The organism is Pseudomonas paeninsulae (assembly GCF_035621475.1).
In the GTDB taxonomy this organism is placed as follows: domain Bacteria; phylum Pseudomonadota; class Gammaproteobacteria; order Pseudomonadales; family Pseudomonadaceae; genus Aquipseudomonas; species Aquipseudomonas paeninsulae.
Genome location: NZ_CP141799.1, coordinates 2,603,194 through 2,617,354, shown reverse-complemented (window position 1 = coordinate 2,617,354; position 14,161 = coordinate 2,603,194). Strand labels below are relative to the sequence as shown.

The window sequence follows — 14,161 nt, the reverse complement described above, 5'->3', positions numbered from 1 at the left end:
CGGGCTACGACCTCTTACTCTTGAATGACATCCGCGCCTTCGGGAATTTCGAAGCTGAACAGTTTGTCGTCCACGCTTTCATTCATCTTCACGCTGAGGAACAGAATGTTGGTGCGCTGGCCAATACTGTCGATCAGTTGCATGTCATTCAACACACCGCTGCGAAATGACAGGCGCAGACTGTCGAACAGCGTGTCCTTGGATTTTGGCTTGAGGATGAAGTCGACCACGTTGCCGCCTTCCTTATGGCTGATCTCGAAATTCTCTTGAATCTCGGACACATCGCCGGACAGTAGCAGAGCCGGGGTATGGGTCAGGCGCTTGTCGAGGGTCTGAATGGTTACCTGCTCCAGATCCGGGTCATACAACCAGACCTTCTCGCCATTGGACACCAACAACTGCTCCATAGGCGCGTCAGTGTGCCAGCGAAACAGCCCCGGACGCTTGAGTACCAATTGCCCAGCTGTTTCCTGCAACTGCGTCCCACTGCCATCCAGGGTCAGTTGTGAGAAGCGGGCGCTGATGGTTTTTGCCTGGTTGAGCAATGTGGTCAGGCGCTGTGCCGACACATCCTCAGCGGCCAGGACGGAGACGCTGGTAATACTTAAAGCGGCCAGCAACAGTATACGAATCAGGCGCATGGAACTCCCTATTACATTGATTTCTAGGCGTTAGTCACGGGTTGGACTTGGCGCGATCACTTCGCGCGAGCCATTGGTGCTCATCGATGTCACTACGCCTGCCACTTCCATCGCTTCGATCATCCGCGCGGCACGGTTGTAACCGATCTTCAATTTGCGCTGCACAGCGGAAATCGAGGCCCGACGGCTTTCGGTGACAAAACGCACGGCTTCGTCATACAGCACATCTTCTTCACTGCCTTCGCTACCACCCTCACTGCTACCGTCAAAGCCACTGCCGGACTCTTCGACACCGGCCAGAATGTCTTCGATATAGTCCGGGGTACCGCGCAACTTCCAGGCTTCGACCACACGGTGGACTTCTTCGTCGGAAACGAAGGCGCCATGCACACGAATCGGCAGACCGGTGCCGGGCGGCAGGTAGAGCATGTCACCGTGGCCGAGCAACTGTTCGGCGCCGCCCTGGTCGAGAATGGTGCGTGAATCGATCTTGCTCGATACCTGAAAGGCCATGCGCGTCGGGATGTTGGCCTTGATCAGGCCGGTGATCACATCCACCGACGGACGCTGGGTGGCGAGAATCAGGTGAATACCGGCGGCGCGGGCCTTCTGCGCGATCCGTGCGATCAGCTCTTCGACCTTCTTGCCGACGATCATCATCATGTCGGCAAATTCATCCACCACCACCACAATGGTTGGCAGGGTTTTCAGCAGCGGCGCCTCGTCGTGCATGCTTTCGCGCTTGTATAGCGGATCGGCCAGGGGCTCACCCGCCTCCTCGGCCTCCCTGACCTTGCGGTTGAAGCCTGCCAGGTTGCGCACGCCCATCTTCGACATGAGCTTATAACGCCGCTCCATTTCAGCGACGCTCCAGCGCAGGGCGTTGGCCGCCTCCTTCATGTCGGTGACCACCGGGCAAAGCAGGTGTGGAATGCCTTCGTAGATCGACAGCTCGAGCATTTTCGGGTCGATCATGATCAAGCGCGCCTCTTCCGGCGTGGACTTGAACAGGATCGACAGAATCATCGCGTTGACCCCGACCGACTTACCCGAGCCTGTGGTGCCGGCGACCAGCAGGTGGGGCATCTTCGCCAGGTCAGTAATCACCGGACGACCGCCGATATCATGGCCGAGGGCCAGAGTTACCGGGGATTTGGCCTCATCGTACTCTGGGGACGACAGCACCTCAGAAAACCGCACGATCTGGCGGTCTTCGTTGGGCACCTCGATGCCCACGGTGGTTTTGCCGGGAATTACTTCGACCACGCGCACGCTGATGATCGCCATCGAGCGCGCCAGATCCTTAGCCAAGCTGGAAATACGACTGACCTTGACGCCGGCGGCGAGCTGGATCTCGAAACGGGTAATTACCGGGCCCGGATGCACTGACTCGACCATAACCTCGACGCCAAACTCCTTGAGCTTGATCTCCAGTAGGCGCGACATGGCCTCCAGCGACTCGGGGGAGAATTTCTTCTGCTTCTTCTCGGCGACATCGAGAATGGAAATCGGCGGCAAGGAGCCTTCGACGGCGCTGTCGACGAACAACGGAGCCTGCTTTTCTTTCAGTACGCGCTTGCTCGACTGGGCGGTTTTAGACTCCGCTGGCGGGGTAATCAGGGGCGCCGTGCGGCTTTCACGCGCGCTCATGTGTTTACTCAGCGCTTCCTCACGCTCAAGCAGGCGCTCTTTGACTTTGGCCTGTTCACGGCGGTCGTGCACCATCGGCGCCGCCACTTCGCTAACCCGCTCATCGACTTCGCGCAACTGGGCGACCAGTTGCTTGCGCTCGGTGCGGGCATTCCACCAGCGGTTGACCAGGCTCTGGATCAACTCGAAAAGATCCAGGGTGATCTTGCCGGTGAGATCCATGACCTTGAACCAGGACAGGTCGCTGAACACGGTCAAGCCAAACAGGAACAGCGCAATGAACAGCAAGGTGCTGCCCTGCACGTTCAATACATCTTCGGTCAACTGACCAAGACTCTCGCCTAATGCACCGCCAGCGCCAGCAGAGGCCGGTATGCTGCTGCCCGCGTCAAAATGTATATCGGCCAGCGTAGCCCCGGACAGCACCAGGAATACCAGACCGATCAACCGCCAGGAAAACAGCCAGCCGCTCCACTGCCAGGGCTGATGGCGGTTTCGGAACACCTGCAAGGTCTTGACCCCGAGCAACAGCGGGAACACATAGGCGAAATAGCCCAGGGCCATGAATAGGATGTCGGCGAACCAGGCGCCAGCACGGCCGGCGGCATTCTGTACTTGATCGATATTGCTGGTATGCGTCCAGCCCGGATCGGCGGGATCATAGGTCAGCAGCGCCATCCACAGATAAAGGCAGAGTGCACCGAGAGCGATCAAGGCGCCTTCTTTCAACCTGTAGGGCAATTGCTGACGCCAGACTGGAGTCTGGGCTGTAGGGCTTGAATTCTTCAAAACACATCTATTCCTGCGCCTGCGGCGCGCCGAATAATCGGTTAATGGCAAAAACTTTTGACTATTGTACGGATTTACCCGATTGATGCCACGCTAGGCAACGAGGTGGCAACCAGCCTGGACGAAGGCCTCTGCCACCGGCTCCCGCTCGTCCCCTGCTTCGGTGTAGCATAGCCAGCAACATATTACGTGCGACTCAATTTGAGCATGCATTCTCTTTTGTGACAAAGGCTTATGAGGTGTTTCTATGAGCGAAGTCAAGCATTCACGCCTGATCATCCTGGGTTCCGGCCCTGCCGGTTACGCTGCAGCGGTATACGCTGCCCGTGCCAACCTCAAGCCCGTAGTGATCACCGGCATCCAACCCGGCGGCCAACTTACCACCACAACAGAAGTGGACAACTGGCCAGGTGACGTCGAAGGTTTGACCGGCCCTGCGCTTATGGAACGCATGCAAAAACATGCCGAGCGCTTCGACACCGAGATCATTTATGACCACATTCACACGGCCGAGTTGCAGCAGCGTCCGTTTATCCTCAAAGGCGACAGTGGCACCTACAGCTGCGACGCACTGATCATCGCCACCGGCGCCTCGGCGCAGTACCTCGGTCTGCCGTCGGAAGAGGCGTTTGCCGGCAAAGGTGTTTCTGCCTGCGCCACCTGCGACGGTTTCTTCTACCGCAATCAAGTCGTCGCAGTGATTGGTGGCGGCAACACCGCCGTCGAGGAAGCGCTGTACCTGGCCAATATCGCCAAGGAAGTGCACCTGGTTCACCGTCGCGACAAGCTGCGCTCGGAAAAGATCTTGCAAGACAAGCTGTTCGACAAGGCAGCCAACGGCAACGTCCAGCTGCACTGGAATCACACCCTTGACGAAGTGCTTGGTGATGCCAGCGGCGTAACCGGCGTACGCCTGAGAGACACCAGCAATGGCTCATCCAAGGAACTGCCGCTGACCGGCGTGTTCATCGCCATCGGCCACAAGCCCAATACCGATCTGTTCCAGGGTCAACTGGAAATGCGCGAGGGCTATCTGCTGATCAAGGGCGGTAGCGAAGGCAATGCTACTGCGACCAGTATCGAGGGTGTGTTCGCCGCCGGCGACGTGGCCGACCACGTGTACCGCCAGGCAATCACTTCTGCCGGGGCCGGCTGCATGGCTGCGCTGGATGTCGAAAAGTTCCTCGACGACAATTGATCGCTCCCAGGGCGGGTTCCACCGCCCGAAAGGCTGCCAATCCCGCCCTCTCCTCCCGCGGTTTCGTCGAATGCTGACCTGGTTGCAACGCGATTCCCTGAGTTTCCCGCCGCTTGCCAAAGCCCTGCGCGAGCCCAACGGCTTGCTTGCGGCCGGTGGCGACTTGAGTGCCGAGCGCTTGATAGCGGCTTATCGCCACGGCTGCTTCCCCTGGTATCAGGATGGCCAGCCGATTCTCTGGTGGTCGCCAGATCCGCGCACGGTGCTCTTCCCCGACCAACTGCATGTCTCACGCAGCCTGACCAAGGTGCTGCGCCAAGCACCCTATCAGGTGACCTTCGATCAAGCTTTCGCTGAGGTAATCCAGGCCTGCGCTGCGCCCCGCGACCATGCCGACGGCACCTGGATCACCACGCCTATGCAGCACGCCTACCTCGAGTTGCATCAGCGCGGCATTGCCCATTCGGCCGAAGTCTGGCGCGACGGCGAATTGGTCGGCGGGCTATACGGGCTGGCAATGGGCCAGTTGTTTTTCGGCGAATCCATGTTCAGTCGCGCCGATAACGCTTCGAAAGTCGGCTTTGTCACCTTGGTCGAGCAACTAAAGGCCTGGGGCTTCGCCCTCATCGACTGCCAGATGCCCACGCAGCACCTGCACAGCTTCGGTGCCAGACCGGTTGCCCGGGCAGATTTCGCCGACTACCTGAAGCGACATATCGACCAGCCCAGCAAGGCGTCCTGGCGCGCCTAGGCGAGTACGGCAGCGTGGCATACACTTATTCAAGGCTTTACCCCGAGAGTCGATCATGACCGAGCTGGCCCGCCTGAAGTTTTACGCCACCCAGCCTCATCCGTGCAGCTATCTGCCCGAGGAACAGGCCACTACCCTGTTCCTCGACCCCAGTCAGCCGATGGATGTGGATGTCTATGCCGAACTTTCGGAAATGGGCTTTCGCCGCAGCGGCGACCACCTTTACCGGCCCCACTGCCAACGTTGCTCGGCCTGCGTGCCTGCGCGCATTCCCGTTGCCCAGTTCAGACCCAATCGCCAGCAGCGGCGTATCTTTAAACGCAATCTCGACATCCAGGTCTGTGCGGTGCGCCCGGTGTTCACCGAGGAGTACTACGACCTCTATGCCCGCTATATCGAACAACGCCATGCAGATGGCGACATGTACCCACCGAACCGCGAACAGTTCGCCACTTTTCTGGTACGCGACCTGCCGTTTTCCCGGTTCTACGAGTTTCGCCAGCACGGCCGACTGCTGGCGATTGCGGTCACTGACGTGCTGCCCAATGGACTTTCAGCGGTTTACACCTTCTACGAGCCCGGCGAAGAGCGCCGCAGCCTCGGACGTTTCGCCATTCTGTGGCAAATCAGGGAATCAGCGCTTCTCGGATTGCACGCCCTGTACCTCGGTTATTGGATCAAGAATTGCCGAAAAATGAACTACAAGACGCAATACCGTCCAATCGAGCTATTCGTTAACCAACGCTGGATCACTCTCACCTGAAGTCGCTTGGCGTACGCCCTCCTTTTCGGGCACAATGCATGCCGCTTTTGCCAGGAGCCAGTTGCACCGGCCATGGCCATACTTTGGATACCGAGGGCTTTACTGCATGTCGAAAGAAGACAGCTTCGAAATGGAAGGCACTGTCGTCGACACCCTGCCCAACACCATGTTCCGTGTGGAGTTGGAAAACGGGCACGTCGTTACCGCGCACATCTCCGGAAAGATGCGCAAAAACTATATCCGCATTCTGACTGGCGACAAGGTTCGCGTAGAACTGACGCCTTATGATCTGAGCAAAGGTCGTATCACCTACCGCGCCCGTTAACAGGTCTTTGGAAAAACCACTGCATTTGGCCATAGGCATTAAGGACAGGTAGTTAAAGGCGTAGCGTTAAGCGCGCTTTAGCCTGAATCCAGGAACCTGCCGGACTTGAGACTGCCTTACAGCTAAAGTCCGACAGGCCCCAGGATGAAGTGAGCCAAGCATATCGCGACCTTCGCTTTTTTCTTGACTGACTTACCAAGCTTCCCTGCCACTCAGCCTTGACCTTCTGCACCCGGCTTTTCAAGGACTCATCAAATCATGCGCTCACAAAAACGCCCGGCATTGCCGGGCGTTTTTGTGAGCGCTATTTTATTAAGGCACTAGCAACCTAAGGCCATTTCCGCAGTGGTTTCGAACTCGAAGGTCAATTCGTCTCCACTGAGGTCGACATGGGCCACGCCTCCATGCTCGGCCAGCTCGCCAAACAGGATCTGCTCCGCCAAGGGCCGCTTGATCTTCTCCTGAATCAAGCGCGCCATAGGCCTTGCCCCCATCTGCACGTCGTAGCCTTTCTCTGCCAGCCAACCACGCGCGGCATCACTGACTTCGAGCATCACGTGCTTGTCTTCGAGCTGCGCCTGAAGTTCGGTGAGGAACTTGTCGACGATGCTCTTGATCACTTCATGACTCAGGCGACCGAACTGGATGATGGTATCCAGACGGTTGCGGAACTCCGGCGTGAAGCTCTTCTTAATCACTTCCATGGCATCGGACGCATGGTCCTGATAGGTGAAGCCAATGGACGCCCGCGCCGCGGTTTCCGCTCCGGCGTTGGTGGTCATGATGAGGATCACGTTACGGAAATCGGCCTTGCGCCCATTGTTATCGGTCAGGGTGCCGTGATCCATCACCTGCAGCAGCAGGTTGAAGACTTCCGGATGAGCCTTCTCGACTTCATCGAGCAGCAATACACAATGCGGAGTCTTGGTAATGGCCTCGGTCAGCAAACCGCCCTGATCGAACCCGACATAGCCTGGCGGCGCACCGATCAGCCGGGAAACTGTATGCCGTTCCATGTATTCGGACATGTCGAAGCGCACCAACTCTACACCCAGCGCCTTGGACAACTGACGAGCCGCTTCGGTTTTACCGACCCCGGTAGGGCCCGCAAAGAGGAAAGAACCGACCGGCTTTTCTGGCGCCTTGAGTCCCGCCCGTGACAACTTGATCGCCGTGGACAGGGAGTCGATGGCGGCCTCCTGACCGAACACTGTCAGCTTGAGGTCGCGCTCCAGATTGCGTAGCAACTCTTTGTCCGAGCTGCTGACGTGCTTTGGCGGGATTCGTGCAATTTTTGCCACGATATCCTCGACCTGCGCCACTTCGATGCGCTTGAGCCGCTTCTCCACTGGCTGCAGGCGCTGATAGGCGCCGGCCTCGTCGATTACGTCGATGGCCTTATCCGGCATGTGCCGATCATTGATATAGCGCGCAGCAAGCTCAGCCGCCGCGCGCAGAGCCTCGTCGCTGTACTCGATGCCATGGTGCTGTTCAAAGCGCCCCTTGAGGCCTTTTAGAATGCCGTAGGTATCATCCACCGAGGGCTCGCTGACATCGACCTTCTGGAAGCGCCGCGCGAGGGCGCGATCCTTCTCGAAAATGCCGCGAAATTCCTGGAAGGTAGTGGAGCCTATGCAGCGAATTTCCCCTGAAGACAGCATTGGCTTGAGCAGGTTGGACGCATCCATCACCCCGCCAGACGCAGCCCCAGCACCGATTATGGTGTGGATTTCGTCGATAAACAAAATGGCGTGCGGGCGCTTGCGCAGCTCGTTGAGCAGTGCCTTGAGGCGCTTCTCGAAGTCGCCACGGTATTTGGTGCCAGCCAGCAAAGCGCCCAGATCCAGGGAGTAGACCACGCTGGTAGCCAGCAGATCGGGCACCTGATTGTCGACAATGCGCTTGGCCAACCCCTCGGCTATAGCGGTTTTACCCACACCGGCTTCGCCGACCAGCAGCGGATTGTTCTTGCGCCGACGCGCCAGGATCTGCGCGACCCGCTCGACTTCCAGCTCTCGACCGACCAGCGGGTCGATCCGCCCTTGGCGGGCTAACTCATTGAGATTACTGGTGTAAGCATCCAGCGGATTGCCTGAAGCCGAGGGCTCTCCACCCTCTTCATCCTGCATTTCCTGCTCGCTTTCTGTATGGCCACCATGGCCTGGCACTTTGGAAATGCCGTGGGCGATGAAATTGACCACATCGATGCGTGCAACGCTCTGCTGCTTGAGCAGGAACACTGCCTGACTTTCCTGCTCGCTGAAAATTGCCACCAACACGTTGGCGCCAGTCACTTCACGCTTGCCGGAGCTTTGCACATGGAAGACGGCGCGCTGCAATACCCGCTGGAAGCCCAGGGTCGGCTGCGTCTCCCGCTCTTCATCATGTTGCGGAATCAGTGGGGTTGTGGAATCGATGAACTCCTGAAGGTCGTGACGCAATTTGTCGAGGCTGGCACCGCATGCGCGCAGTACGCTGGCGGCGGCCTCGTTATCCAATAGAGCCAAAAGGAGGTGCTCAACCGTCATGAATTCATGACGCTTGGTGCGAGCCTCCTTGAAGGCCAGATTGAGGGTGACTTCGAGCTCTCGATTTAACATGGCTTCACCTCGTGCCCAAGCGGCCGGCGTTAACCGTCCTTCTCTATCTCACAGAGTAGCGGATGCTGGCTTTCTCTAGCGTACTGATTAACCTGCATTGCCTTGGTTTCGGCGATGTCGCGGGTAAACACTCCGCAAACTGCCCGTCCCTCTGTGTGGACGGTCAGCATGATCTTGGTCGCCAGCTCCCGGTTTAAGTTGAAAAACACCTCGAGCACTTCGACCACGAAATCCATCGGTGTGTAGTCATCATTGAATATGACCACCTTATACAGCGGTGGTGCCTGCAGCGCAGGCTTGGATTCCTGCACGGCAAGGCCGGTGGAATCGTCCTCATGCGTTGCCGGGCGGTCCTGATTGAATGTTAGTCGAATCTGGCTACGTGCATGCATGCTGTAATAAAGGTTCTGGCTGGGCGAGTACGGATGGTAGATGGAGTTTGACCGGCTTCTCAGGCAGTTGCAGCATCGCCTTGACTAACGGCAAAACGGTGTTACAAACAATGAATACCCACTTGTGTAGGTATGAGGGATTCCGCGCCCTCGCCCAAGCCTGTTTGTTGATTCGCGCGCGGAATCAGAAGTGGATGATACTCCAGTGGTGGAGTTCTTTGCAGAGGGATATCAGCATGCTTAGCGGTAAGGTCAAGTGGTTCAATAACGCCAAGGGCTATGGATTCATTCTGGCCGACGGCCGGGATGAGGACCTGTTCGCTCATTACTCGGCGATCCAGATGGATGGTTATAAAACCCTGAAAGCCGGTCAGGCGGTAAGCTTCGATATCATCCAGGGCCCTAAAGGACTCCACGCCGTGAACATCAGCGCGCTTTCGGCCACCACCGAAGCCCCTGCTACTGCAAGCCAGCCCCACGGCAATACGATTGAAGCTTGAACAGCAGGATGACTAGTTACCCGCAATAAAAAAGACCGGTCATTTGACCGGTCTTTTCCTACCGCTGATCAGCTCACATGTGAGAGATCATGGCGTCGCCGAACTGCGAGCAAGACATCAGCTTAGCGCCCTCCATCAGACGCTCGAAGTCATAGGTCACGGTCTTGGCCGAGATAGCGCCGTTGGTGCCTTTGATGATCAGGTCTGCCGCTTCGATCCAACCCATGTGACGCAACATCATTTCGGCAGACAGGATCAGCGAACCCGGGTTCACCTGATCCTTGCCGGCGTACTTCGGCGCAGTGCCGTGAGTCGCTTCGAACATGGCAATGGTGTCGGACAGGTTGGCGCCAGGCGCAATACCAATACCGCCCACCTCGGCCGCCAGGGCGTCGGACAGATAATCGCCGTTCAGGTTGAGGGTGGCGATCACATCGTACTCCGCCGGGCGCAGGAGGATCTGCTGCAACATGGCGTCGGCGATGGCGTCCTTGACGATGACATTCTTGCCGGTTTTCGGGTTCTTGAACTGCATCCAAGGACCACCATCGAGCAGGGTTGCACCGAACTCTTCGGCAGCAATTTCGTAGGCCCACTCCTTGAAGGCACCTTCGGTGAACTTCATGATGTTGCCTTTGTGCACAATGGTCAGCGAGTCGCGGTCGTTATCGACCACATACTGCAGCGCCTTGCGCGCCAAGCGCCGGGTGCCTTCTTTGGAAACCGGCTTGATGCCGATACCGCAGTTTTCGTCGAAACGAATCTTGGTGACTCCCATTTCCTCTTTGAGGAACTTGATGACCTTGTCGGCTTCCGGCGAACCGGCTTTCCATTCGATCCCGGCATAAATATCTTCGGAGTTTTCCCGGAAGATGGTCATGTCGACATCGCCTGGCTTCTTCACCGGGCTAGGTACACCTTCGAACCAGCGTACCGGGCGCAGGCAAACGTACAGATCCAGTTGCTGGCGCAGGGCCACGTTGAGGGAGCGAATTCCGCCACCGACCGGGGTGGTCAGCGGGCCCTTGATGGAAACGACGTAGTCTTTGACGGCGTCCAGGGTTTCCTGAGGAAGCCAGGTGTCCTGGTCATACACCTGAGTGGCTTTTTCGCCTGCGTAAACTTCCATCCAGGAAATCTTGCGCTTGCCGCCGTAGGCTTTTTCGACGGCCGCATCGACAACCTTGATCATTACCGGGCTGATATCGACGCCGATACCATCACCCTCGATGTAAGGGATGATCGGGTTGTTCGGTACGTTAAGCGACATATCTGCATTGACGGTGATTTTGTCACCGGTTGCTGGCACCTGGATCTTTTGGTATCCCATGCTGGACTCCGCTTTGTGGTTAAAAATCGTGTACTCCCGAGCGTAACCCACTTGATTCGGGCGAGACTACCTGTTCCTTCGTCTATAGGGGTAAGGGCATTCTTCAGCACCTTAGTGCGATGGTATACTGCGCGCCGTGACTAACGAGTCATAGGGGGTTTACCTGTCTTGAACGAGACAGCCGGCCCTTTGAACCGGTCGAGTTACTACCGTGACTCCACCGTTCAACTGCTCAACGCTCTACTGGTGCATCCAACATCACTGCGGCAAATCCTCGACTTTCGGCTCATTGACGCCTTTGAGCGAACGCGCCTACCTGCGCATCTCGAGATTCTGTGCTCGCTTAGCAAAGAAGAGAGTTAATCCAAAATGTCCAACCGTTCGAAGATCATCTATACCTTCACCGACGAAGCTCCAGCCCTTGCCACCTATTCGCTTCTGCCAATTGTAGAAGCTTTCGCTGCAAGCGCTGACATAGCCGTCGAAACCAGCGACATCTCTCTTGCAGGGCGCATTCTTGCGAGCTTTGCCGAGCATCTGGATGCTGACAAGCGCGTTCAGGACGACCTTGCCAAACTGGCTGTTCTGGCTACCGACCCAGAAGCCAATATCATCAAACTGCCCAATATCAGCGCCTCGGTACCGCAACTCAAAGGTGCCATCGCAGAGCTGCAGGCTCAGGGCTACAACATCCCTGACTTTCCGGAAGATCCGCAGACCGAGGCAGAGCAACAAGCCCGTGCGCGTTACAGCAAGATCCTCGGCAGCGCAGTGAACCCGGTCCTGCGTGAAGGCAACTCTGACCGTCGTGCCCCTGCCGCGGTCAAGGCCTTCGCCCGCAAGCACCCGCATTCGATGGGCAAGTGGAGCATGGCCTCCCAGTCCCATGCCGACTACATGCGCGGCGGCGATTTCTTCTCCAGCGAACAATCGATCACCATGGACAAAGCCGGTGACGTGCGCATCGAGTTCGTTGGCAAGGACGGCAAGGTCGAAGTGAAGAAACAGCTTGCCCTGCAGGAAGGCGAAGTGTTCGACGGCATGTTCATGAGCTGCCGCAAGCTGCGCGATTTCTTCGAGGCCACTTTGCAGGACTGCAAAGAAACCGGTGTGATGTGGTCGCTGCACGTTAAAGCCACCATGATGAAGGTGTCCCACCCGATCGTCTTCGGCCACGCGGTCAGCGTTTACTACAAGGGCGCCTTCGATAAGCATGCGGCTCTATTTGCTGAACTCGGCGTCAATCCGAACAACGGCATTAGCAGCGTCTACGACAAGATCAAGTCCCTGCCCGCCTCCCAGCAGGAAGAGATCCTGCACGACATCCACGCTTGCTACAGCGATCGTCCGGAAATGGCCATGGTCGATTCGGTCAAGGGCATCACCAACCTGCACATCCCAAGCGACGTGATCGTCGATGCCTCGATGCCGGCGATGATTCGCAGCTCCGGGCAGATGTGGGGCAAAGACGGCAAACTGAAGGACACCAAAGCGGTGATGCCGGAAAGCACCTACGCCCGCATCTACCAAGAAATGATCAACTTCTGCAAAACCAACGGTGCGTTCGACCCGACCACCATGGGCACCGTGCCGAACGTCGGCCTGATGGCGCAGAAAGCCGAAGAGTACGGTTCCCACGACAAGACCTTCGAAATGACTGCCGATGGCAGCATGCGCGTGGTTCTGGCCGACGGCACCGTAGTGATGCAGCACGAAGTCGAAGCTGGTGACATCTGGCGTGCCTGCCAGACCAAGGACGCGGCAATTCGCGACTGGGTCAAGCTGGCCGTTACCCGCGCCCGCCAATCCAACACGCCGACTATCTTCTGGCTCGACCCGGAGCGCGCTCACGATCTGCAATTGCAGAAGAAGGTTGAAGCCTACCTGCAGGAATACGACCTGAGCGGCCTGGACATTCGCCTCATGGGTTACAACGAAGCCATCCGCATCAGCATGGAGCGCCTGATTCGCGGCCAAGACACCATCTCGGTGACCGGTAACGTGCTGCGCGACTACCTGACCGACCTGTTCCCGATCATGGAACTGGGTACTTCGGCCAAGATGCTGTCCATCGTGCCACTGATGGCGGGTGGCGGCATGTACGAAACCGGTGCCGGTGGTTCGGCGCCGAAACACGTGCAGCAGCTGATCGAAGAGAACCACCTGCGCTGGGACTCCCTCGGCGAGTTCCTGGCCCTGGCAGTGTCCCTGGAAGAAACTGGCATCAAGAACAACAACCAGCGCGCCAAGCTGCTGGGTAAAACCCTGGATGCCGCCACCGGCAAGCTGCTCGACAACAACAAGTCGCCGTCCCGTAAAACCGGCGAGCTGGACAACCGTGGCAGCCACTTCTACCTGGCGCTGTACTGGGCACAGGAGCTGGCTGCGCAGACTGAAGACAGCGCTTTGCAAGCGCACTTCAGCCCGCTGGCGAAAACCCTGGCCGACAATGAAGCAACCATCATTGCCGAGCTCAGCGCCGTTCAAGGCTCGCCGGTAGACATCGCTGGCTACTACCGCTCGAGCCCGGAGTTGACTAGCAAAGTCATGCGCCCGAGCCCAACCTTCAACGCTGCGATCGCCTCGCTGCTTTAAGGTGCACCACCTGGCGCTTGACCGCGCCGCATGACCAGAAGCCCCGGCCACGTGCCGGGGTTTCTGCTTGTGCGCCCAGGTACAGCGAATGCAGCGCATAGCGGTCGCAGCGACCTGCGACCGCTATGCTCAACCCACTCCTACAAGGCACACCCATGGATTGGCATCCCCATATCACCGTTGCCACTATTATCGAAAATCAGGGCCGCTTTCTCCTCGTCGAAGAGCTCAAGGGCGGACGTCTGGTCTTCAATCAGCCCGCGGGCCATCTTGAAGCCAACGAAACCCTGCGCGAGGCGGCGGTGCGCGAGACCCTCGAAGAAACCGGCTGGGATGTCGAACTCACCGGCATCGTCGGTATTTATCTGTATACCGCGCCGAGCAATGGCGTGACCTATCAGCGCGTCTGCTTTGTCGCTAAACCGCTACGACATAACCCAGAGCGCAGCCTGGACACCGGCATCGTCGGCGCGTCCTGGTTGACCCGTGATGAATTGTCCAGCCAGCCAGAGCGCTGGCGCAGCGAGCTGGTCCTGCGCTGCATTGACGACTACCTCGCTGGCCCGCTGCATGACCTGGAGCTGATCCGTGATTGAATCCCGTCTTAGCCTTGGCACCGCCAGCCTG

At 57.9% G+C, this 14,161-nt stretch carries 12 protein-coding genes; 7 read left to right on the top strand and 5 right to left on the bottom strand.

Annotated elements, in window-relative coordinates; translation table 11 throughout:
* Nucleotides 1-14 precede the first annotated feature (14 nt).
* Complete coding sequence (lolA, locus tag VCJ09_RS12065) at nt 15-641, bottom strand: outer membrane lipoprotein chaperone LolA (protein WP_324734517.1); 627 nt, start codon at nt 639-641, stop codon at nt 15-17.
* 30 nt (nt 642-671) lie between these two features.
* On the bottom strand, nt 672-3,080 hold the full coding sequence (gene ftsK / locus VCJ09_RS12060; RefSeq protein ID WP_324734516.1) for a DNA translocase FtsK: 2,409 nt from the start codon (nt 3,078-3,080) through the stop codon (nt 672-674).
* Nucleotides 3,081-3,327: 247 nt separating this feature from the next.
* Here ftsK and trxB point away from each other — a divergent pair, with 247 nt between their 5' ends.
* The 4 genes from trxB (at nt 3,328) to infA (ending at nt 6,117) form a co-directional block, all read left to right on the top strand.
* A complete protein-coding gene (gene trxB / locus VCJ09_RS12055) occupies nt 3,328-4,278 on the top strand; it encodes a thioredoxin-disulfide reductase (RefSeq protein WP_324734515.1) in 951 nt (316 codons plus the stop codon).
* A 70-nt stretch (nt 4,279-4,348) separates the two neighbouring features.
* Complete coding sequence (aat, locus tag VCJ09_RS12050) at nt 4,349-5,029, top strand: leucyl/phenylalanyl-tRNA--protein transferase (RefSeq protein WP_324734514.1); 681 nt, start codon at nt 4,349-4,351, stop codon at nt 5,027-5,029.
* 55 nt (nt 5,030-5,084) lie between these two features.
* The gene (locus VCJ09_RS12045; RefSeq protein ID WP_324734513.1) at nt 5,085-5,792 is read left to right on the top strand and encodes an arginyltransferase; all 708 of its coding nucleotides are present in this window, start codon (nt 5,085-5,087) and stop codon (nt 5,790-5,792) included.
* 106 nt (nt 5,793-5,898) lie between these two features.
* A complete protein-coding gene (infA, locus tag VCJ09_RS12040) occupies nt 5,899-6,117 on the top strand; it encodes a translation initiation factor IF-1 (RefSeq protein WP_002553999.1) in 219 nt (72 codons plus the stop codon).
* 320 nt (nt 6,118-6,437) lie between these two features.
* On the opposite strand, the gene clpA is transcribed toward infA, so the two are convergent.
* Both clpA and clpS read right to left on the bottom strand, forming a co-directional pair.
* Entirely contained in the window at nt 6,438-8,717 is a 2,280-nt protein-coding gene (gene clpA, locus VCJ09_RS12035; protein ID WP_079202029.1) for an ATP-dependent Clp protease ATP-binding subunit ClpA, read from the bottom strand.
* Between the two features lie 29 nt (nt 8,718-8,746).
* Nucleotides 8,747-9,109 (bottom strand): ATP-dependent Clp protease adapter ClpS, encoded by a 363-nt coding sequence (clpS, locus tag VCJ09_RS12030; protein WP_079202028.1) that lies wholly within the window; start codon nt 9,107-9,109, stop codon nt 8,747-8,749.
* Between the two features lie 236 nt (nt 9,110-9,345).
* Between clpS and cspD the strand changes: the two genes are divergently transcribed.
* Nucleotides 9,346-9,609: a cold shock domain-containing protein CspD gene (gene cspD, locus VCJ09_RS12025; RefSeq protein ID WP_324734512.1), complete on the top strand. Its 264-nt coding sequence runs from the start codon at nt 9,346-9,348 to the stop codon at nt 9,607-9,609.
* Nucleotides 9,610-9,682: 73 nt separating this feature from the next.
* Here cspD and icd read toward each other — a convergent pair whose 3' ends face one another.
* Nucleotides 9,683-10,939, bottom strand: a complete 1,257-nt coding sequence (icd, locus tag VCJ09_RS12020) for an NADP-dependent isocitrate dehydrogenase (RefSeq protein WP_324734511.1) — start codon at nt 10,937-10,939, stop codon at nt 9,683-9,685.
* Between the two features lie 369 nt (nt 10,940-11,308).
* Between icd and VCJ09_RS12015 the strand changes: the two genes are divergently transcribed.
* Both VCJ09_RS12015 and VCJ09_RS12010 read left to right on the top strand, forming a co-directional pair.
* Nucleotides 11,309-13,534 (top strand): NADP-dependent isocitrate dehydrogenase, encoded by a 2,226-nt coding sequence (locus tag VCJ09_RS12015; RefSeq protein WP_324734510.1) that lies wholly within the window; start codon nt 11,309-11,311, stop codon nt 13,532-13,534.
* A 155-nt stretch (nt 13,535-13,689) separates the two neighbouring features.
* Nucleotides 13,690-14,130, top strand: a complete 441-nt coding sequence (locus tag VCJ09_RS12010) for an NUDIX hydrolase (protein ID WP_324734509.1) — start codon at nt 13,690-13,692, stop codon at nt 14,128-14,130.
* The last annotated feature ends 31 nt before the right edge of the window (nt 14,131-14,161 follow it).

What these genes read in the sequence shown, in the direction of transcription:
- VCJ09_RS12045 (WP_324734513.1), top strand. Translation starts at nt 5,085, where the DNA reads ATGACCGAGCTGGCCCGCCTGAAGTTTTACGCCACCCAGCCTCATCCG.
- trxB (WP_324734515.1), top strand. Translation starts at nt 3,328, where the DNA reads ATGAGCGAAGTCAAGCATTCACGCCTGATCATCCTGGGTTCCGGCCCT.
- lolA (WP_324734517.1), bottom strand. Translation starts at nt 641, where the DNA reads ATGCGCCTGATTCGTATACTGTTGCTGGCCGCTTTAAGTATTACCAGC.
- icd (WP_324734511.1), bottom strand. Translation starts at nt 10,939, where the DNA reads ATGGGATACCAAAAGATCCAGGTGCCAGCAACCGGTGACAAAATCACC.
- VCJ09_RS12010 (WP_324734509.1), top strand. Translation starts at nt 13,690, where the DNA reads ATGGATTGGCATCCCCATATCACCGTTGCCACTATTATCGAAAATCAG.
- clpA (WP_079202029.1), bottom strand. Translation starts at nt 8,717, where the DNA reads ATGTTAAATCGAGAGCTCGAAGTCACCCTCAATCTGGCCTTCAAGGAG.
- aat (WP_324734514.1), top strand. Translation starts at nt 4,349, where the DNA reads ATGCTGACCTGGTTGCAACGCGATTCCCTGAGTTTCCCGCCGCTTGCC.
- infA (WP_002553999.1), top strand. Translation starts at nt 5,899, where the DNA reads ATGTCGAAAGAAGACAGCTTCGAAATGGAAGGCACTGTCGTCGACACC.
- cspD (WP_324734512.1), top strand. Translation starts at nt 9,346, where the DNA reads ATGCTTAGCGGTAAGGTCAAGTGGTTCAATAACGCCAAGGGCTATGGA.
- clpS (WP_079202028.1), bottom strand. Translation starts at nt 9,109, where the DNA reads ATGCATGCACGTAGCCAGATTCGACTAACATTCAATCAGGACCGCCCG.
- VCJ09_RS12015 (WP_324734510.1), top strand. Translation starts at nt 11,309, where the DNA reads ATGTCCAACCGTTCGAAGATCATCTATACCTTCACCGACGAAGCTCCA.